At 45.2% G+C, this 19,664-nt stretch carries 20 protein-coding genes; 15 read left to right on the top strand and 5 right to left on the bottom strand.

From position 1 onward, the window contains the following. The first annotated feature begins 7 nt into the window (after positions 1-7). Complete coding sequence (locus MSG33_RS13640) at positions 8-307, top strand: DUF3301 domain-containing protein (RefSeq protein ID WP_005380315.1); 300 nt, start codon at positions 8-10, stop codon at positions 305-307. Here MSG33_RS13640 and MSG33_RS13635 read toward each other — a convergent pair. Beyond that, positions 267-752 carry a GNAT family N-acetyltransferase gene (locus MSG33_RS13635; protein WP_025768243.1) on the bottom strand — a complete coding sequence of 162 codons (486 nt, stop codon included), beginning with the start codon at positions 750-752 and terminating at the stop codon, positions 267-269. The genes MSG33_RS13640 and MSG33_RS13635 overlap by 41 nt on opposite strands. Positions 753-1,684: 932 nt before the next feature. On the opposite strand from MSG33_RS13635, the gene MSG33_RS13630 reads away from it, so the two are divergent. The 8 genes from MSG33_RS13630 to MSG33_RS13595 all read left to right on the top strand — a co-directional run bounded on the left by MSG33_RS13630 (position 1,685) and on the right by MSG33_RS13595 (position 8,849). After that, positions 1,685-1,978, top strand: coding sequence for a hypothetical protein (locus MSG33_RS13630; RefSeq protein WP_005391777.1), 294 nt, complete (start codon positions 1,685-1,687; stop codon positions 1,976-1,978). Beyond that, positions 1,975-2,424, top strand: coding sequence for a YaiI/YqxD family protein (locus MSG33_RS13625; protein WP_248381285.1), 450 nt, complete (start codon positions 1,975-1,977; stop codon positions 2,422-2,424). Before MSG33_RS13630 ends, MSG33_RS13625 begins: the two co-directional genes overlap by 4 nt. A gap of 194 nt (positions 2,425-2,618) precedes the next feature. Then, positions 2,619-3,608 (top strand): ketoacyl-ACP synthase III, encoded by a 990-nt coding sequence (locus MSG33_RS13620; RefSeq protein ID WP_248381284.1) that lies wholly within the window; start codon positions 2,619-2,621, stop codon positions 3,606-3,608. Continuing rightward, positions 3,605-4,591 carry an NAD(P)-dependent oxidoreductase gene (locus tag MSG33_RS13615; protein ID WP_065645504.1) on the top strand — a complete coding sequence of 329 codons (987 nt, stop codon included), beginning with the start codon at positions 3,605-3,607 and terminating at the stop codon, positions 4,589-4,591. Before MSG33_RS13620 ends, MSG33_RS13615 begins: the two co-directional genes overlap by 4 nt. Beyond that, positions 4,560-5,423, top strand: coding sequence for an MBL fold metallo-hydrolase (locus MSG33_RS13610; RefSeq protein ID WP_248381283.1), 864 nt, complete (start codon positions 4,560-4,562; stop codon positions 5,421-5,423). Before MSG33_RS13615 ends, MSG33_RS13610 begins: the two co-directional genes overlap by 32 nt. Next, positions 5,411-6,679, top strand: a complete 1,269-nt coding sequence (locus MSG33_RS13605) for a F390 synthetase-related protein (RefSeq protein WP_248381282.1) — start codon at positions 5,411-5,413, stop codon at positions 6,677-6,679. The genes MSG33_RS13610 and MSG33_RS13605 overlap by 13 nt, the downstream gene beginning before the upstream one ends. Further along, positions 6,667-7,779, top strand: coding sequence for an ATP-grasp domain-containing protein (locus tag MSG33_RS13600; RefSeq protein WP_248381281.1), 1,113 nt, complete (start codon positions 6,667-6,669; stop codon positions 7,777-7,779). The genes MSG33_RS13605 and MSG33_RS13600 overlap by 13 nt, the downstream gene beginning before the upstream one ends. Then, positions 7,776-8,849 (top strand): hypothetical protein, encoded by a 1,074-nt coding sequence (locus MSG33_RS13595; RefSeq protein WP_248381280.1) that lies wholly within the window; start codon positions 7,776-7,778, stop codon positions 8,847-8,849. The genes MSG33_RS13600 and MSG33_RS13595 overlap by 4 nt, the downstream gene beginning before the upstream one ends. Before the next feature lie 107 nt (positions 8,850-8,956). Here MSG33_RS13595 and MSG33_RS13590 read toward each other — a convergent pair whose 3' ends face one another. From MSG33_RS13590 to MSG33_RS13580, 3 genes are all read right to left on the bottom strand, one after another. Further along, a complete protein-coding gene (locus tag MSG33_RS13590) occupies positions 8,957-10,543 on the bottom strand; it encodes an AbgT family transporter (RefSeq protein WP_006742541.1) in 1,587 nt (528 codons plus the stop codon). 230 nt (positions 10,544-10,773) lie between these two features. Further along, positions 10,774-10,899 carry a type B 50S ribosomal protein L36 gene (gene ykgO, locus MSG33_RS13585; RefSeq protein WP_074191703.1) on the bottom strand — a complete coding sequence of 42 codons (126 nt, stop codon included), beginning with the start codon at positions 10,897-10,899 and terminating at the stop codon, positions 10,774-10,776. 3 nt (positions 10,900-10,902) lie between these two features. Continuing rightward, complete coding sequence (locus MSG33_RS13580; protein WP_012841491.1) at positions 10,903-11,163, bottom strand: type B 50S ribosomal protein L31; 261 nt, start codon at positions 11,161-11,163, stop codon at positions 10,903-10,905. A gap of 123 nt (positions 11,164-11,286) precedes the next feature. Between MSG33_RS13580 and tsaA the strand changes: the two genes are divergently transcribed. From tsaA to MSG33_RS13555, 5 genes are all read left to right on the top strand, one after another. Continuing rightward, positions 11,287-11,982 (top strand): tRNA (N6-threonylcarbamoyladenosine(37)-N6)-methyltransferase TrmO, encoded by a 696-nt coding sequence (tsaA, locus tag MSG33_RS13575; protein ID WP_248381279.1) that lies wholly within the window; start codon positions 11,287-11,289, stop codon positions 11,980-11,982. 111 nt (positions 11,983-12,093) lie between these two features. Further along, positions 12,094-13,809 carry a proline--tRNA ligase gene (locus MSG33_RS13570; RefSeq protein ID WP_046874977.1) on the top strand — a complete coding sequence of 572 codons (1,716 nt, stop codon included), beginning with the start codon at positions 12,094-12,096 and terminating at the stop codon, positions 13,807-13,809. A gap of 176 nt (positions 13,810-13,985) precedes the next feature. Further along, positions 13,986-14,654, top strand: a complete 669-nt coding sequence (locus MSG33_RS13565; RefSeq protein ID WP_248381278.1) for a tellurite resistance TerB family protein — start codon at positions 13,986-13,988, stop codon at positions 14,652-14,654. 111 nt (positions 14,655-14,765) lie between these two features. Beyond that, positions 14,766-14,972 (top strand): YaeP family protein, encoded by a 207-nt coding sequence (locus tag MSG33_RS13560; RefSeq protein WP_005391765.1) that lies wholly within the window; start codon positions 14,766-14,768, stop codon positions 14,970-14,972. Further along, positions 14,972-15,163: a DUF4250 domain-containing protein gene (locus MSG33_RS13555; protein WP_012841490.1), complete on the top strand. Its 192-nt coding sequence runs from the start codon at positions 14,972-14,974 to the stop codon at positions 15,161-15,163. Before MSG33_RS13560 ends, MSG33_RS13555 begins: the two co-directional genes overlap by 1 nt. Before the next feature lie 105 nt (positions 15,164-15,268). Here MSG33_RS13555 and MSG33_RS13550 read toward each other — a convergent pair whose 3' ends face one another. Continuing rightward, positions 15,269-16,633 carry a sodium-dependent transporter gene (locus MSG33_RS13550; RefSeq protein WP_012841489.1) on the bottom strand — a complete coding sequence of 455 codons (1,365 nt, stop codon included), beginning with the start codon at positions 16,631-16,633 and terminating at the stop codon, positions 15,269-15,271. A 376-nt stretch (positions 16,634-17,009) separates the two neighbouring features. Between MSG33_RS13550 and MSG33_RS13545 the strand changes: the two genes are divergently transcribed. Continuing rightward, positions 17,010-19,556, top strand: a complete 2,547-nt coding sequence (locus MSG33_RS13545; RefSeq protein ID WP_248381277.1) for an Ig-like domain-containing protein — start codon at positions 17,010-17,012, stop codon at positions 19,554-19,556. Positions 19,557-19,664 lie beyond the last annotated feature (108 nt).

Here is a 19,664-nt window from a genome sequence, read left to right as displayed (position 1 = left end):
TTCAGGAATGATTGGTGATCTTTTAGCAATTTTAGGGCTCTGCTTTTTCTGTTACCTGTTTTGGCAACAGCGTCGCCAAGCCGAACTCGCAAAAGCGGCCATCACGCGTAAATGTGAGCAATTGGATCTCCAATTAATCAGCATCGCCTTTGGTGCCCATAAACTAAAAACGCCAGACGGAGTCTGGCGTTGGCATACGGTGTATCAATTTGAGTTTTCATCTCTTGGTGACGATTGCTACCAAGGAGAGTTAACCATGGTCGGTTTCAGGCCGCAGAACTTTCACCTACCACCGCATCGCTTGTAAATTCCATTTCAAAGTAAGGACCATATACATCCTTACTTTCTTTTGTTTTAACAAATCCCAGCTTTTTCAGTACCGCCATAGAAGCTTGATGATTGCTATTCACGTTAGCTTTCACCTTATTCAAGCCCAACTCACGGCACGCTTTGGGGAAAAATGCTTTTAGTGCTTCTGTTGCTAACCCTTTACCCCAATATGATTTATCAAAAATAAACCCTAATTCAGGTTCGGAATCGAGATTAGCAATGAACACGTGCCCCATATAGTCACGACTGGTGCTCTCTAGCACTGCCATACTATAAATGTTCTCATCATCCAGTATTTTCTCAAACATCTGTTTGGCAGACGCAACTGTATACGGACCATTCAATTCAGCACGGTTTTTCGCACAGCAATTCAGCATGACGAATTCTAGTTGCAACGACTCATTGTAGGGTAGAAGAAGCATTCTTCTGGTTACTATGGCCACATCTGTTCCTTGATTACAACAAACTTAATCTATCCGCAGATCACAAACTCGATGAGCTGAACATGCTCAATGATTGCGGGCATAACACCTTGTAGAGAAGCCGAAAGTTAAACCAACTGGTTGGAAAGGATATTGATCTGAGTTGTTTTTTATTAAGTGTTATTAGGAATTTATATATTTTGTGATATTGATATCCCCAAGTAACATCGAGATGCTTAATTCAATGAGAACACTGGATATCGTTTTTATATAAGAAAGACCCCGACACATAAGTATCGGGGTCATGGTCTTACTCGCAGCAGTCCGGCTACTAAAAGTGCTCCATGCATCATCCATAATAGTGGCTGATTCCGTCAGCTTATTCCTTACGTCGCCGTCCTAGCGGTGTCCTTATCATCCTGACTGCTAACATTCCTCGTTAGCACACATCACTTGTTCCTTGAGCGGTGTCCCTTGCATCTTCCTGATGCTGTCCATAACCTCAATCCTAGAGGGGTCCATTGTCTATCCTTAGTCATCAACATCCTATTGATGATCGTATCCTTACAATGTCCTACGCTCCATGCTTGATTAATCATCCTGACCAACCAAATCGTCTTCCTGACGATAACCAAATCCTTGGTGCTTTCCTGTTCCATGTCTGCTTCCTGCTGACAACTCTCAATTTACGCCTTTTCCAAAAATAGACAATCTATCCAAGATAAATATTTGGCTCTCACATTGGTTAACAAGTTGTTAAATCATTATTTATCAGAAACTTAAGCTCTTCAGCTTCTCTTTTTCCGCTTACGAAATCGTTTTCTCTCACAACCTATGTAAGAGATCTCTCACACTACACTCTCCAAAATGCCATTCGCCAAATCAGCGCACTCAACGTATGATGATAGATATATCGTTGTTAAGGATTAAAAATGTTAACTCAAGACGTTACTAAAGAATTAGAAGCGGCAATGGAACAGTTGCAACAACAAGGAAAAGAGCCAACCGTAGCGTTAGTGAAAGCACGATTGAAAACGCCAGTTCCAATGCCAGCGTTAATCACCGCAATAAAAAGTTGGAAGAGTGCTCAACGCGTACCCAAGGTTGAAATCGCAGCACAGCACCACACCGATAATGATCGTCTTGAAGCCCTAGAACGCACCGTAAAAATGCTAGCCATTCGTATTGAAGAGTTAGAAGCGAAACTCAGTGAGAAATCATCATGAAGTTATGGGTAGATGCAGACGCGTGTCCGAAAGTTATTCGCGAAACCATTGTGCGTGCCGCCGAGCGTACGGGGATTGAATGTACGTTTGTCGCTAACCACGTTGTCCCTGTGCCGAAAAGAGACAACATCCACTCGCTGCAAGTCCCTGCGGGACTTGACATCGCAGACAACGAAATCGTCAAGCGTGTAGAAGCCAACGATTTGGTGATCACGTCAGATATTCCGCTTGCAGATGAGGTTATCTCTAAAGGCGCTCAAGCCCTCAGTTCTCGTGGCGAGCTCTATACAAAAGACACCATCAAAGCTCGCCTAAATATCCGCGACTTTATGGAAACCATGCGTTCAAGCGGAATTCAGACAGGTGGGCCCGCCGCGCTTTCTCAAACCGATCGACGCGAATTTGCAAACCATTTGGATCGTATTTTGGCGAAATTTAAGAAGTAACCCTCACTCTATTCATATTGAGCCAGCAAATCAAAGCCTGGCTCATTCCTGAAAATTCATTCTCAGCATTGCACCCAAAGCGTGCTCTTACTCCCATTTGTTTTGTTCTGTTTATTTTTCATCTCGCTCGCCATAGCTTCAATATGCAACGTGGTTTATTTTGAACGACGTTTTTAATAAGTGTATAGAGAATAATGGGCTTTAACATCGTTTCCAGTGGAAGCTACCTGCCAACGAATCAATGGTCTGATCGAGAGATGGATCGCTTCCTAAAATTAGCGCCAGGGACCTGCCGAAATAAATTCGACGTTGAATATCGTCATGTAGCCAATACAAAAGAGACCGCTATTTACATGGCGGTGCAGGCAATAGAGCAGTGTTTAGGAAACACACATACCTTAAGCTCCGTTGATCTTCTTATCTACGCTAGCGGCACACATCACCAGTCTCTACCCTACGACGCCTCAGCGGTTCTCGCCGCGTTAGACGCTCCAACATGGCTAGAAAGCTTTGATTTGAACAGCACCTGTTTATCCTTTCTCTCTGCGCTTGATCTTGCCCAGAGTCTATTCTTAGCAAAACGATACCGTCGGATTCTTATTGTCACCAGCGAACTCGCCACTGGCATCACACTGAATCGAAATTTTACGCTCAAACCAGAAGTTGCAACGCTATTCGCAGACGGTGCCGCCGCATTTTTGCTCGAAGAACGCAACGATGATGGATTGCTCACCAGTCACTTTGAAACGCATCATACCGGGTATTCATTTTGTCAAATTAAGGGCGGAGGTAGTCATGTCAACCCTCACACCTCAGAGCATCAAGCCTATTTAAAAAGCTGCCAGTTTGAGATGGAGGGCAAAGCACTCTTTAAACATGTGCGTAAAACCTTACCGGCGTTTCTAAAAAAAGGCTTTGACGCCTCTCCGGTAACACTCAGCGATATTGATTATTTTCTTCCGCATCAAGCCAGTGCGCACGGATTAAAAAAACTGCCATCACTCACCGGGTTACCAACCGAGAAAACAGTTAATCACTTTTCGACTTTGGGAAACCAAGTCGCAGCCTCACTCCCGATTAACTTACACTGGCTGCGTAATCAACCAGAAACAGCAGGAAAACATGTGTTATTAGCTGGCACCGCCGCAGGGTTGTCACTAGGGATGGGAGTGCTAAAACTATGAAGATATTAGTCACTGGCGGCAGTGGGATGTTGGGTAGCGCAATTCTAAGAATGTTTCACCAGCAGCATGAACTGCATTTTACAGCACGAAACACAGTCATCGCTAAACAACTCGCCGAGCAATTCGATGTTATCCCACATATAGTCGATTTAAGAGACCACTCAGCAGTTCATGCGGTATGCCAAGGTATGGATGCAATCATCCATTGTGCCGCTCTCTCAAGCCCATGGGGAAAGTGGCAGGCGTTTTATCAAGCCAATGTAGATGCCACCAAAAACCTCGTCAATGCGGCTAATACGCATCAAATCTCGCGTTTTATCCATATTTCCTCCACCAGCGTCTACTTTGACCATCAAGACCGTTGGAATATTCGAGAAACCGACGCCATTGCTTCACACTGGTGTAATGATTACGCACACACCAAATACCTATCTGAACTTGAAGCCATAAAAGGCCAAAGCAAAGCGATCATTTTAAGACCGCGTGGCATTTTTGGTCCCAACGATCGCGCGATTATCCCAAGAGTGCTTAAGGCGATAAAAAACAACACTCTGCTTCTGCCATCGGGTAGAAACCCAGTGGTTGATCTAACTTATGTCGACAACGTTGCCCATGCGGCGATGCTCGCTTGCACTCAGGCAGACCGGCTTCAGCATGGTGATGTCTTCAATATTTCCAACAACGAACCAATGCCAATTGAGACTGTTCTACAAGCTTTATGTGTGGGGTTGAACCTAAAAGTAACGTTACAATCATTACCATACGGTGTGGTATCACCATTATTAAAGCTCAGTGAGCAAATACGAAGGCGCTTACCACATCAGCCAGAGCCAAGGCTCACCTCATACAGCGCAGGATTGTTTAACTATCATCAAACTCTGGATATCAGCAAGGCGAAACAAACACTGAATTACCAACCGCTTTTTTCAATTCAAGAAGGAATACAGCAGTATGCAAACTGGTCTAAAAATAAAAATCTTTGAGGCTGGACACTGCGTACACCCAGGCTTTGTTGTCAAACCAGGTTCTGGTATCAAGCCTAGAGCATTTCCGGCAGCCGTTGCGTTAATTCAGCACCCGACACAAGGCAACATCCTGTTTGATACGGGATATCACGAGCACTTTTTTAGCGCGACTCGTCCCTTCCCTGAACGTTTTTATGCTTGGACAACACCTTGCCGCTATCAACAAGAACATGGGATTGTTGCGCAGTTAGCAAAAGAAAATCTCAAACCTCATGATATTGAGCATTTAGTGCTCTCCCACTTTCACGCTGATCACATTGCCGCCGTGTCTGAGTTTTCTCACTCTCAATTGCATTGCCAACAAAAAGGGGTAGATGCGATTACTAAAAGTGGTCGAATTGGAGGCGTAAGAAAAGGCTACCTAAAAGCTCTGCTTCCTCCACAACTAGAATCTAACTTCATCATTCATGGTGATTTTTCTGTGCCAATCAGCCAAATTCTTCCTCAGTGCCAAGGGGTTAACTTGCTCTGTAAAGACATGTTCGACGATGGACTTATTTATATGGTTAGCTTGCCAGGCCATGCTGCGGGTCAAGTGGGCCTATTAGTTAAAAGAGAACGAGGTTGGATGTTCTTACTCGCCGATGCATGTTGGTTAATTGAGAGCTTGAGTGAAAATATCGATCAGCATTGGCTGGCGAACATGCTTTGCGATGACACAAAGGCCTATAAAAACACCCTCTCCGAATTGAGAAGTTGCTACCAACAAACCCACCACTTTGTTCGCTTCGTGCCTTCACATTGTCAGGAAACTATCCAGCAGCTAATCAAAGAAGGATGGATGAAGTGAGAACGCTTATCTCAGAATTCTGGCGAACCCGCTACCGCCCTTTCGGTTCAAGGGAACAAGTCGAAGCGTGGCAGCAACAACATTTAACGCAACACCTGGATTGGGTATGCTGTCATTCACCGTATTACCGCTCTTTTCAAGGTGCACCACTCAGTGATTTCCCTATCATGAATAAGCAAACCATGATGGAGAACCTTTCAGAGTTAAATACGAAGGGCTTAGATGCTGAACAGTTAATGCAGCAGGCACTCAAAGCAGAGCAGTCACGCAACTTTGCCGCTTCGAAAGTTGGCGATGTTACGGTTGGGCTTTCTTCGGGCACATCAGGCATGCGCGGGTTGTTTCTTGCTGACAAGCAGGAAACACAACTGTGGGCCGGCAATATATTGGCTCGCCTTTTGCCCAACCTATGGCAAAAGCACCGAATTGCACTAGCCTTGCGAGCCAACAGCCCACTGTATAAATCCATCGCGAAAGGGCCTGTCACATTCTTTTATGCCGATTTAACCAAACCTTACCAAGAATGGATAAAAGAGTTGGATGAGTTCCAACCCACGCTTTTGGTTGGTAGTGCGCAAGCTCTTCAGCTCTGCGCCCATTTCAGCGGTCAATTTGGTCAACCCGCAATTCAACCACAACGGATCATTTCTGGGGCAGAGGTTCTAACCGAGAGTGACCGTCACTATATTTCTCAACGGTTCGACAGCGAACTCCATGAAGTCTATCAATGTACTGAAGGTTTTCTTGCATGTACTGATCAGCATGGACAAATGCGCTGGAATCAAGATGTTGTTTATATCGAAAAACACTGGCTGAATACCGAACGTACTCATTACAGCCCAATCATTACCGATTTTCGTCGTAAAACTCAGCCAATTATTCGTTATCAGCTCGACGATATTATTGAGAATAAACAGGATAATGGCGTATTTGAACCTCTTGGCGCAATTGCCGGACGATGTGGTGATCGCCTCACGCTAAACGCAAACCACGTCCCAGTGACGGTGTTACCAGATCTCATCTACCGCGCTATAACACTATCTGCCCAAGGTCGCGTGGATTACCGAATCACCCAAACAGGGTCACAAACCATTCAAATTGAAGCGGATGTTCACCACCATAGGGTTATACATCAAGCCTTGATAAAGTTGTTTGACCAATTACGGCTTGATCCTGTCAGATTTAGTTACCGCCCTGCGCCTATTTGGACGCCAATGAATAAACAACGACGTGTGGTGAACATATGCGGGTCTTAATCACCGGAGCCCGGGCACCAGTTGCACTAGAGTGGGCAACCATGTGTATGCATCATGGGCATGAAGTAATTCTCACCGATTCGCTAAAAAAGCCTATGGGATCATTTTTGCGAGGCATCGAGTCTTATATACCCACCGCTTCACCTCGATTTGCGTTTCCCACCTACCAACAGCAGATCCTAAAAATCATTACTCAGATGCGTATTGATATGGTGATACCCACTTGTGAAGAAGTGTATTACTTGGCTCATGTTGCCAAGCAATGCACAGAAGTAGATTTTTTTCTGCCCAATGTGGGACTACTCAATGCCCTACACAACAAGTTGACCGTCTTTGAACAGCTTCAAGGCTTGCCAGAAATTACACTTCCAAAAACTCGTTTGGTCGCTGATAAAAGTGAGGTTGAAACTAATGAAAGAACCGTTCTAAAACCAGTTTACTCTCGGTTTGGCGGGCAAGTAATAAGAGATGTGACAACTCAGTCTATTTCTGCCGTCACGATATCGCCACTTTATCCTTGGGTTCAGCAACAAAAAATCCATGGGACTCCGGTGTGTAACTATGCGATTTTTGAACATGGTGACCTTAAAGCACACCAAGCTTATGTGCCGAAATACTGTGTAAACGGATCGGCCGCCAGTGCTTTTCAGCCGATCTCATGCGATCGACTAGATACATTTATCGCCGCTTTTGGTAAACGTCATACTTATCATGGGCAAGTTTCGTTTGACTTCATCCAATCACAAAATGAACTCTACGTGATTGAATGCAACCCAAGAGCCACAAGTGGTTTGCACCTGCTCTCCTCTCGATGCACTCAACTGCTTCCTAACATGGAGTTTACCAGTCCTTCCAAGCAGCGATTGCATCATTTAGGTCCAATAACACTCATCGCTGAAGGTGGGTTATCCCTGTTCAAGGCTCGAACTTGGCAAGATTGGTGGTCTGGAGTGAATGTGATGCAACAGCATAACTTACCGGTCGGGAGCCAAATCCGGAGTGTGTTTGAATTACTCCGGTTAGCTAGGCAGAACAAGGCGAAGTGGAGTGCCGCTTCTACCGTTGATATTGAGTGGAATGGAGAAGCGTTGCGATCATGACACTTTCCTCTCAAGAATGGCATCAAACCTTTATCACTCTTATGCAGTCGAATCCTATTGATGAATGCACAGCAAGCTTTGGTTGCTACTATATCGATGATGTTGCCATTCCCTACTCCGTAACACCAAAAATACCAAACAACTGTTATGCCGTGTCCCCTATGACACTGCTTAGTGGCTACGCCGAAGAAGAGCTTCACAAAGTCAAAAATGTGGCTGTTCGATGGGTATGTAAGCTACTTATTAATATGACTAAACCAATCTTATCATTAGCTGGATTGGATCAAGTCCAAACGCTCAACAATCAGTGCTTGTCCACCAATATGTATAGCGAACAATGGGAATCCTTAAACCTTGATGAACTGCGTCGCGTGGCACTCGATCAATACCCCACCTTTCCCTTGGTGCTTCGCTCCCTCAACCAACTTCAGCACTCACACTTAATTCAGCGATTAGAACAACAACAATGGCAAAGCTTAGTAACGCGACAAGTGTATTTACTTGAGGATTGGCAAGCATTCAGCTTCAACCGAGATTTAACGAAAGACTTCAAGCTGTTTAATGATAAAGATTGGCAGTTTAAGCCACTGGCTACTGATGAAGAGTTTCAGCGTGCCAAAGCGTTATATGACATGCTTTACCTTGATAAATACAGCCGGAATAACATCCAGTTTTCAATCCAATATTTAAAACAGGCTAGCCAGAATAACTTAGTGCATTTAGTGGGACTATTTTATCAAGAAGAGATGCTGGCTACGTTAGGCATAGTAGAAATTGATAACGACATGACTTGCCCAATTTTTGGCTACGATACCAATAAGCCGCAGAGTTTTGCGCTGTATAGAAGAATATCTGCTTATACCATCCGCCACGCAATGATATGCCAGCGTCGCTTTAATATGAGCTCAGGGGCTCCAGCTTTTAAACGCAACCGAAAAGCCCAGCCAGAAATTGAATTTAGCTATGTTTATATTGCGCACTTACCTTGGTACAAACGCGTAATTTGGAAAAGCTTGTGCTGGCTCACTCAGCACTTTTATCGCCCTTTGTTGATGCGTTTTCAGCTATAAAACGACATCGATAACCAAGCAAACCTGCTTGCACACAATCTGGATCGATAAAAAAGCCTGCGACGTTCGCAGGCTTTTGTAATGGAGCTGTGTGAGGTAACCGTTTTTTACGGTGTGTAGTATGTTGCTGCGCCAGGGCCTACTGGTAAACCAAATACGAATACCCATAGGTAGAACAGCACACTCCAACCTACAATGAAGCAGATTGAGTAAGGTAGCATGGTCGCGATCAGCGTACCGATACCTAAGTTCTTCATGTAACGAGTTGCTACGGCAAGAATCAAACCAAAGTAGCTCATCATTGGAGTAATAATGTTTGTCGTCGAGTCACCAATTCGGTAAGCAGCCTGAATCGTTTCCGGTGCATAACCAACAAGCATCAACATAGGAACAAAAATCGGTGCCGTCACTGCCCACTGTGCCGATGCCGAACCAATCATTAGGTTGATAAAGCCACACATGAGGATGAAGGCAAAGAACAACATTGGGCCAGTTAAGCCAATTTCTTGCAAGAAGCTAGCGCCAGCAACTGCGAATACCTGACCGAAGTTAGTCCATTTAAAGAAAGCAACGAACTGAGCAGCAAAGAAAACTAATACAATGTACATGCCCATAGAAGACATCGATTTCGCCATTGCATCAATTACATCGCGATCCGTCTTCATCGTGCCAACAACTTTACCAAACACAAAGCCTGGGATAGCAAAGAACACAAAGATGAATGCCACGATACTTTTCAGGAATGGAGAACCTGCAATTGTACCTGCATCAGAACGTAAGATGCCGTCAGCTGGAACAACCGTCCAAGCAAGCAACGCGGAAACAACCAGTACAGCAACACCTGCTAGTTTTAGACCTTTCTTCTCAATGTCTGTTAAGCCGCCCATTTTGTCGTTCGACAAATCTTCTGAGGCTTCTTCTTCACTGTATTTGCCAAGCTTTGGCTCAACAATTTTTTCAGTAACAAACGCACCAGTGATTGCAATGAAGAACGTCGAAACAAACATGAAGTACCAGTTAACTTCTGGACCAACAGTGTAAGTTGGGTCAATCATTTGCGCTGCGGTTTCAGTAATACCTGACAGTAGCGGGTCAACCGTACCGATAAGTAGGTTTGCTGAATAACCACCAGATACACCAGCGAATGCCGCAGCAAGGCCTGCAAGTGGGTGACGACCTAGAGAATGGAACAGCATTGCTGCCAGTGGAATAAGTACCACATACCCCAGCTCTGATGCCGTATTTGAAATGATACCAGCGAAAACAACAGTCACTGTTACCATGCGTTGAGATGCGCCCATGACCAAGCCACGCATAGCTGCAGATAGCAAACCAGAGTACTCGGCAATAGCAACACCCAACATCGCAACCAAAACCGTGCCTAAAGGCGCAAAGCCAACAAAGTTTTTCACTAAATTGGTAACGATAAGTTCGAGTCCATCAGCGTTAAGTAAGCTGACGACATGAATCATGCCATCTGCGGCACGACCTTTTGCGCCCTCAGGACGAGGGTCTACAACGGAAACTTCGAAGTATCCTGCAATGCCCGACATCACCAGAATGGCTAAACAGAAAATGGCAAATAGTGTGATCGGGTGAGGTAATAAGTTCCCCAAATATTCGACAGTATCCAAAAAGCGCGTAAACAGCGGCTTCTTAGGCGAGTTTTGTTTAATTGAATCAGATGAACTCATCTGTTCCCTCCTTGTTTTTATTCCTGTGCAAATGTGACAAAAATGTCAAAAAAGCGAGCGAAGGGTACTTGAGTAGAAGGTTAAAGAAAAGCCCTAAATGTTACAAACTGTGACCATTAGAGAGTTTTATAACCAATAATAAACAAAAATGTAGATATTTCATCCATGTAAAACAGTTAAGTCAAAATTATCAATTAAACAAAACCATAAGCCAGAAATATGCAGAACGATTACTTCTGCACTGCTTTAAACCTCGGATTCGCCTTACAAATGACATATAGACGCCCTCTTCGTTTTACGACCTGGCAATCCGGATGACGACTTTTTGCACTTTTTAATGATTTTACTACCTTCATGATTTATTCCTTTTCGCTCTTAAATTGACCAAAACGACGGTTGAAGTTCGCAATACGACCTTCTGTTTGAACCACTCGCTGTTTACCGGTGTAGTACGGATGGGATGCTGACGACACATCTAACGTAAAGTAAGGGTAGGTTTTGCCATCTTTCCATTCGATGGTTCTCTCTGTTTTCAACGTAGAACCAACAACGAAGTATTCATCTACGCTGGTGTCGTGGAACACCACTGGACGATATTCAGGGTGGATTCCTGGTTTCATAATACTTTTCCTCTCAATCGAAATGTTATGTTATAACATTTTAATTAATAATCATTATCAACAAGAAAAGCAAGAGAAATTTGTGATACTTTTCATCTCAATGAATTCTTAAAGATGTCCACCATGTATTCCATTGAACCCATCGGCGTCATTGAGACACCGTACAAAGAAAAGTTTGCAGTACCGCGCCAGCCTCGCTTAGTATCAACAGCGAAAGCACGCGTAAAACTGTTAGGCGCAGCGAATAGCCCTGAAGCAGTGCGTGGGCTAGAACAGTTCTCTCACGTTTGGCTGTTATTTTTGTTTGATCAAAATCTGGAAGCAGGTTGGAAGCCAACCGTCCGTCCACCACGACTGGGCGGCAATGAACGAATAGGTGTCTTTGCCTCACGCTCGACTTTCCGCCCAAACGGAATCGGAATGTCAGCCGTTGAAGTGAAAGGAGTCACTAAGCAAGGCGATCAAATCTATCTTGATCTAGGCAGTGTTGATCTCGTGGATGGCACACCGATTGTGGACATTAAGCCCTATATCCCCTATTCGGACTCTATTCCAGAAGCACAAGGCGGATACGCAGACCAAGAACCAGAAAAGTCACAAGTCAACTTTTCTGCTCAAGCATTAGCAACGATAGAAAATCGATCCGATACTGACTATGTAAGATCAGTCATTGAACAAGTTCTGGCCCAAGATCCTCGTCCTGCATACAAGAAAAACAAGCCGGACGACAAAGAATATGCGGTAAATTTGTTCGACTTGAACGTAAAGTTCACAGCAACAAGCAACTTAATAACGGTTACCGCTATTGAAAGCTTTTGACAAACGCAATTGGCTGATATTATAGGCGGCTAATAAATTTCCCTTTCGGGAACTCCTATACTCCAGCTTATTCAAGCTTGAGTATCTAACTTAAATAAACGGATAAATTTAATGCGTACCAGTAATTATCTTCTTTCTACTCTGAAGGAGACTCCAAACGACGCAGAAGTAGTGAGCCACCAGCTCATGCTACGTGCAGGTATGATCCGTAAGCTGGCTTCAGGTCTATACACCTGGCTACCTACTGGTCTACGTGTACTGCGTAAAGTCGAAAACATCGTTCGTCAAGAAATCGACAATGCAGGTGCAGTCGAAACTTTGATGCCCGTTGTTCAGCCGTTTGAACTATGGGAAGAGACAGGCCGCAGCGAAAAGATGGGTCCTGAGCTACTTCGCTTTACTGACCGTCATGTTCGTCCGTTTGTACTTAGCCCAACCGCTGAAGAAGTGATCACTAGCCTTGTTCGCAATGAAGTGAGCTCTTACAAACAGCTTCCGCTAAACCTGTACCAAATCCAAACCAAATTCCGTGACGAACGTCGTCCACGCTTCGGTGTAATGCGTTCACGTGAATTCTCAATGATGGATGCGTACAGCTTTGACATTGATAAAGACGGCCTACAAAAGTCATACGACGCAATGCACGATGCTTACTGCAAAGCATTCGATCGCATGGGTCTGGATTACCGTCCTGTACTAGCAGATAGCGGTGCTATCGGTGGTAGCGGCTCTCAAGAGTTCCACGTACTGGCTGAAAGTGGCGAAGACATCATCGCATTCTCTACCGAGTCAGATTACGCGGCAAACATCGAAAAAGCAGAAGCACTAGCTCCAGCCTCTGAAGCAGCGGCACCAACGCAAGAAATGACGTTGGTAGATACGCCAAACGCAAAAACAATCGCTGAATTGGTTGAACAGTTCGAGCTGCCAATTGAAAAAACAGTGAAAACTTTGTTTGTGAAAGCGTCTGACGAAGTTGATGCACCAATCATCGCGCTTATCATTCGTGGCGATCATGAGCTGAACGAAGTGAAAGCAGAAAACCTTCCTCAGGTTGCAGCTCCACTGGAAATGGCATCTGAAGAAGAAATTCGTGAGCTTATCGGTGCTGGTCCTGGTTCTCTAGGCCCTGTTGGTCTTAAACTGCCGTTCATCGTTGACCGCAGCGTAGCGGTAATGAGTGATTTCGGTGCGGGCGCGAACATCGATGGCAAACACTACTTCGGCATTAACTGGGGTCGTGACGCAGAGCTTGGTCAAGTTGAAGACCTACGCAACGTGGTTGAAGGCGATCCAAGCCCATGTGGTAAAGGCACTATCCAGCTTAAGCGTGGTATCGAAGTTGGCCATATCTTCCAACTTGGCAACGCTTACTCGGCAGCGATGAACTGTGGTGTACTTGGTCCTGATGGTAAGAACGTCATCCTAGAAATGGGCTGTTACGGCATCGGTATCACTCGCGTCGTAGCGGCTGCTATTGAGCAAAACCATGACAAATACGGCATCATCTGGCCAGATGCAATCGCACCATTCCAGGTTGCGATCGTTCCAATGAACATGCACAAGTCAGAAGAAGTAAAAGAAGCCGCTGAGAAGTTGTACGCTGAGCTAACGGCAATGGGCATCGAAGTCCTATTTGACGACCGTAAAGAACGCCCAGGTGTAATGTTCTCTGACATGGAGCTTATTGGTGTACCGCATACCATTATTATCGGTGACCGCTCAATGAAAGAAGGCAACTTCGAATACAAGAACCGTGCTACTGGTGAGAAAACGCCAGTCGCAATGACTGATATTATCGAGCACGTAAAGGCTCAACTAAAGTAAGCGCTCGACGGTTCTCATTTGAAGTAATTTCAAAATAATTAGTAAGGGTTGACTTCGGTCAGCCCTTTTTTATTACTGGGCAACCTTACTACTCCCCTTTAGATCTATTCACTTTGTTAATCTTTGGTTCAGCTTCTTGCTATTAAACTGATTTCATCATCTAAAGGAGGTCAGTTATGGATTTAAAAAGTCTTCTAAACCAAGTACTCAAATCAGACTTACTCAAGCAAGGGGCTGATGCGTTAGGTAAACAAACTAACAACATCAAATCCTCATCAAACTCAAGTAGCCTGAAAACGCTAGGAGCAGGCGCCGTTGGCGGAGGCCTTATCGGCATGCTGATGGGCTCGAAGAAAAGTAAAAAAATGACCAAGAAAATAGGCTCGGGCGCATTAAAAGTCGGTGGCGCTGCTGCGCTTGGAGCATTAGCCTACAAAGTTTATAACGACTGGCAAGCCAAACAGTCCGGTCAAGGTGTTCATGAGACCTTTGACCCCGATGACAGCAAACACAGTGTACTAATTTTAAAAGCAATGATTGGAGCCGCAAAAGCCGATGGCCATGTCGATGAAGAGGAAATGGCCCGCATCGAGCAAGCCCTCGCAGATATGGGCGCAGATGAGCACGTACGTCAGCTCGTTCAGCAAGAACTAAACAAACCGCTCGATCCTGCTGAAATTGCTAATCAGGCGGCCTCTCCCCAGCAAGCGTCAGAAATTTATCTCGCATCTTTGATTGTTTCTGATGAGCAAAACTTCATGGAAAAAGCGTATTTGCAAGAACTGGCAAAACAGCTTCAGCTTTCACCAGAAGTCACTCAGCAGTTAGAAGTACAAATGCAGTGATTAAATCTCGCTCAAGCAACTCCTCAACTTGAGCCAAAACAACTCTGCACTTTGAGTTTCAAATCTGCTGTGTGTATATTGAGATAAGTTATCATTTAGTGGAAAGAAAACATGCAAGTATACGGCTGTTGTGAACTGGTTCGTGAGCTTTATGCTCAAATTGGTAGTGGCGATCAAGCTTACATTCCTCAGGCAATTTCATGTGCTGTTAAAGCGCTGAACGATGTTGCGGCGGATGAGTCTCTGCCTAAAGAAGTGCGTGAAAAAGCGGCATTTGCTGCAGCAAACCTACTGATTTCAGATTTTGAGGATAAGTAATGAATCTAGCTAACTTTGAATCCATGGATCCTGTCATGCTCATGAGCATTGTAAATATGAAGCTACGCGACGACTTCGGTGGTGACTTAGATAAACTGGTAGCTTTCTTCGATATCGATCGCACAGCACTAGAAGCAAAACTGGCTTCTGCTGGTTTTGACTTTCTTCCAGAAGCAGGACAATTCCGTTAACCCGCTGCAATCACCGCGGGTAACTGAAACTGGGAATAACCAACATGAAAAAGGGCTTGATGATCACTCATCAAGCCCTTCTCTTTTGTCCAATAGACGTTTCGATTAGCCGAATGAAGCCCAGATGACCGTAGCCACAAGAATTGGACATACAAACTTCACATACGCTGGCCATAACTTACCAAACCAACCTTGCGTAAACTCCGGGCAACCTTGCTCAAGCTCTTTGATTTTTGAGTTGCGATTCCATACCCAACCACCAAATAAGCAGAATAAGAGCGCAGCGGTTGGTTGTAGATACTGAGTAGCAACCGTCGCGACCATACCAAATAGAGCGCCAAAGTTATAAACAATCACCACACTGAACAAGGCGATGAGACCACCTAAAACCCAGCTCGTTGCGCTACGCTTGGTGTTGAAACGCTCACTCACTAACGCCACTGGACACTCTAACATTGAAATTGAAGACGTTAGCGCCGCAATCGTCAGCAATAAAAAGAACACAATAGAGAACAATTGACCAAGCAAACCTAAGCTATCAAACATCAACGGCAATACCGTAAACACTAACGTATCTGAGCTTAAGAGAGAGCCATCTTCTGCATAGATTTGAACGCCCTTTTGCATTGCCACAAACATCGCTGGCATCACCACTAATCCTGCAATGAAAGCAACGGCAGTATCTACCATGGTCACGTTCATCGCCATCTTTGGTAGGTTTTCTTTCTTACTCAAGTAAGATCCGTAAATCAACATTGAGCAGCCACCGATCGTAAGCGAGAAGAAGCCCTGTCCCATTGCAGCAAGAATCAACTTGCGGTCCCATACCTTTTCAAAATCCGGCACTAAGTAATGTTTCAGACCTTCCATCGCACCGTTTTGCGTCATGATGTAAGCAAACAGTAGAGCAAACAAAACAAACAATGCTGGCATCAAACGTGTGGACCACTTCTCAATACCTTGTTTTACGCCACCTTGTACGATGAGAATCGTTAGCACATAAAAAGTAATGGTTCCGAACAAGTTACGTTCAACGCTAAAGCCCTTTAGCCATTGAGTTGCGGCTTCTAACCCCATTAGATCTGTGATTGCACCCAGTAAAAAGCAGATCAACCAACCACCGACAATAGAGTAAAACGCTAAAACAGCGCTTGGTACGCTTAAACCTATCCAGCCCACAATACCGCCGAGCTTTTTACCTACCGGATGATTGGTAAGCGAACGCATACTATCTACCGGGTTGGCTTGACCATGACGACCAATCGCCATTTCAACCACCAGCATAGGAAATGCGACGATAAGAATCATCACCAAATAAACCAACAGGAAAGCACCGCCGCCATTACTGGCAGCTTGGGTTGGAAAGCCCCAAATATTGCCAAGGCCAACTGCGGCACCTGCGGCTGCTAAGATGAATCCGAGACGAGAGCCAAAATGCTCACGAGGCTGAGAAGAGGTTTGCTGTGTCATACTACTCACACAAAATATCATTGAACTAGCTAACTAGTACACTATAGCAATATTCACTATTCAACAAGAGCACTCCGGTTAAATACTCGACAGTTGAAACAATTCACAGTCATTCAGCTTGTAAATTTTAACGTACATCTCACATTCATCATTCTAAGACCTGGCGACTTTTGTCTTTTTCACACGCTTAGAATTTATGATTCTCCCATCGTGAAGTGAGCCGAAAAATAATGAGCTTTGGTGTAAGGAACGAATAGTTCCTCGTGATACTGTGTCGAAAAGCAGAATATTGTGCTTCGCTTTTTCCCCCTTATGTCTATTTATCAGCTAGTTATTACTCTGTTCTCATTTATATCCATGACTCAAGGAGAGGAAAATGAAGGTCACTCTACTTCACGGAGCGATGGTTGCAGCACTCAGCGTCAGCTACCAAGCTCAAGCCTATAACTGCCAAAGCTTACCCGACTGGGACAGCACTGCGACTTATACATCGGGCACTTTAGTAAAAACGCAAGGAGCCGCTTACGAGGCCGCGTATTGGACGCAAGGCAATGACCCTGTTACCAATTCAGGGGCTTGGGAGGCATGGAAAGCGTTAGGGCAATGTGATGGTGGAAGCAACAACCTAGAGCCAACAGTGTCATTCTCCTCTCCAACAAACAACGCACAAATTCCCGAAGGCAGTGCGATCACCTTGCTAGCCAACGCTGCCGACGAAGATGGCCAAATCGCACAAGTTGAGTTTGTTGCAGGCAACCAAACGGTTGCTGTGGTAACTCAAGCACCATTCGAAGCATCTTGGACCGCTATTGAAGGTGTCTCGCAATTGACCGCAATTGCGACCGATAATGAGGGAGCCGTTACCACCACGACGATTTCTATCCAAGTTCAACCACAAGTCGAGTTGCCACCACCTAGCATTTCACTGACAAGCCCATCGGGAACGGAAGCGCTTAACGTGGGTGGGAACCTCACGGTGGCCGCTCAAGCTGATGATATTGATGGTGTGGTCACACAAGTTGAGTTCTTCGTGAACAATCAATCCGTTGCGATTGATACCAGCGTACCTTACGAATATCAATGGACCGCGAATGCTGGTACACATTCGTTTAAAGCACAAGCGACTGATGACACATACCTCGCAACCATGAGCCAAGAAGTAACGCTTGTTGTTAGTAATTCAGAAACAGGGACGGGCGGATGTTCAGATGCAGTGCCTTACGCGGCGGGCACGAGTTATCAAGTTGGCGACCTGGTTTCTCACTTCAACCAAAAATATCGTTGTGATGTTGCTGGTTGGTGTTCCTCGGATGCGACATGGGCTTACGAGCCAGGTGAAGGGTTATACTGGCAAGATGCTTGGAGTGGCCTAGGTGCTTGTTCGACGCCACCGCAAGTTACCATTACGGCACCAACGGATGGACAAGTCGTGCTCGCTGGCAGCAATAACGAAATCACGGCTAACGCAAGCGATGCTGATGGCACCGTCACGCAAGTTGAGTTTTTTGCGAACAACACCAGCTTAGGGGTCACCACTCAAGCACCATATTCCGTTACTTGGAACGCCACACTTATTGGCTCTAACCAGCTTAAAGCCGTCGCAACCGATAATGATAACAACACGTCAGAGTCCTTGGTTGGTGTGGAAGTCAGCGATAAAGATTTGGTCGTCTCACTGACTTCACCAAGTAGCGGTCAAACCGTCGGCTTAGGCAAAAACCTCGCATTAAGTGCCGATGCAACATCTTTAACCTCAGGCATTAAACACGTTGATTTCATGATCAACGGCTCTATTGTTGCAACCGATACCACGGCACCTTACACAGCCAACTGGACACCAACTGCACTTGGTAACTTTACAGTTAGCGCCCAAGCTGTGGATTTGTCAGGAAGCAATGCATTGTCTGACGCAGCAGCAATAACGGTGGTTGAGCAAGCAGAGAAACGTCATAAACTCATCGGTTACTGGCACAATTTTGTAAATGGGGCTGGCTGTCCAATTCGTCTAGCGGATATGGCTGATGCGTGGGATGTGATTGATATTGCCTTCGCCGAGAATGACCGCAACAGCGATGGTACCGTGCACTTTAATCTATATTCAGGCGATATTTACAGCGATTGTCCAGCGCTCGACCCAACGCAATTCAAGCAAGACATGGCTGCGCTTCAAGCGAAGGGTAAGAAGTTTGTTCTCTCTCTTGGTGGCGCAGAAGGCACTATTACGCTGAATACCGATCAAGACGAAGCCAACTTTGTCTCTAGCCTAACAGGTCTTATCGCTGAGTGGGGCTTTGATGGTCTTGATGTGGATTTAGAGAGTGGATCTAACTTGGTTCATGGCTCGCAAATTCAAGCTCGCCTTGGTCGTGCTTTGCTTCAAATAGAGCAAAATATGGGTGGCGACATGTACCTAACCATGGCACCTGAGCATCCTTATGTTCAAGGCGGCTATGTGGCTTACAGCGGTATTTGGGGAGCTTACATTCCTGTGATTAACGAGACACGCAGCACGCTCGACCTACTTCACGTCCAGCTATATAACAACGGTGGTTTGCCAAACCCATATCTGCCAGGCAGTGCACCAGAAGGCTCTGTGGATATGATGGTAGCGCAATCTAAAATGCTTATCGAAGGCTTTGAATTGGCCGACGGCACTCAGTTTGCACCACTACGTGATGATCAAGTCGCAATCGGCTTACCTTCAGGTCCTAGCTCGGCAAATTCAGGTCAGGCTCCGACACAGAATATTATCAGCGCACTAGATTGTTTAACCAAAGGCACTTCATGCGGCACCGTTAAGCCAGCGTTCAATTACCCGAATTATGCAGGGGTAATGACGTGGTCTATCAACTGGGATCAGTATGATGGTTTTAATTTCTCAAAACCTGTCGGCGATAAGCTCACCGAGATGAACGCGCAATAAGCTATCAAAGAACAAGCGGGTAAAACGGAAATATCGTCTTGCTTTCATTACTTGTTCAAGTAAGTAAAAACGAAAAGAGAGCACAATTGTGCTCTCTTTCTTTATACC

Source organism: Vibrio sp. 1CM7H (genome assembly GCF_023161645.1).
GTDB classification, from domain to species: domain Bacteria; phylum Pseudomonadota; class Gammaproteobacteria; order Enterobacterales; family Vibrionaceae; genus Vibrio; species Vibrio diabolicus.
Note: the sequence above shows the minus strand (reverse complement) of the source record. Positions and strands in the feature narration are given on the sequence as shown.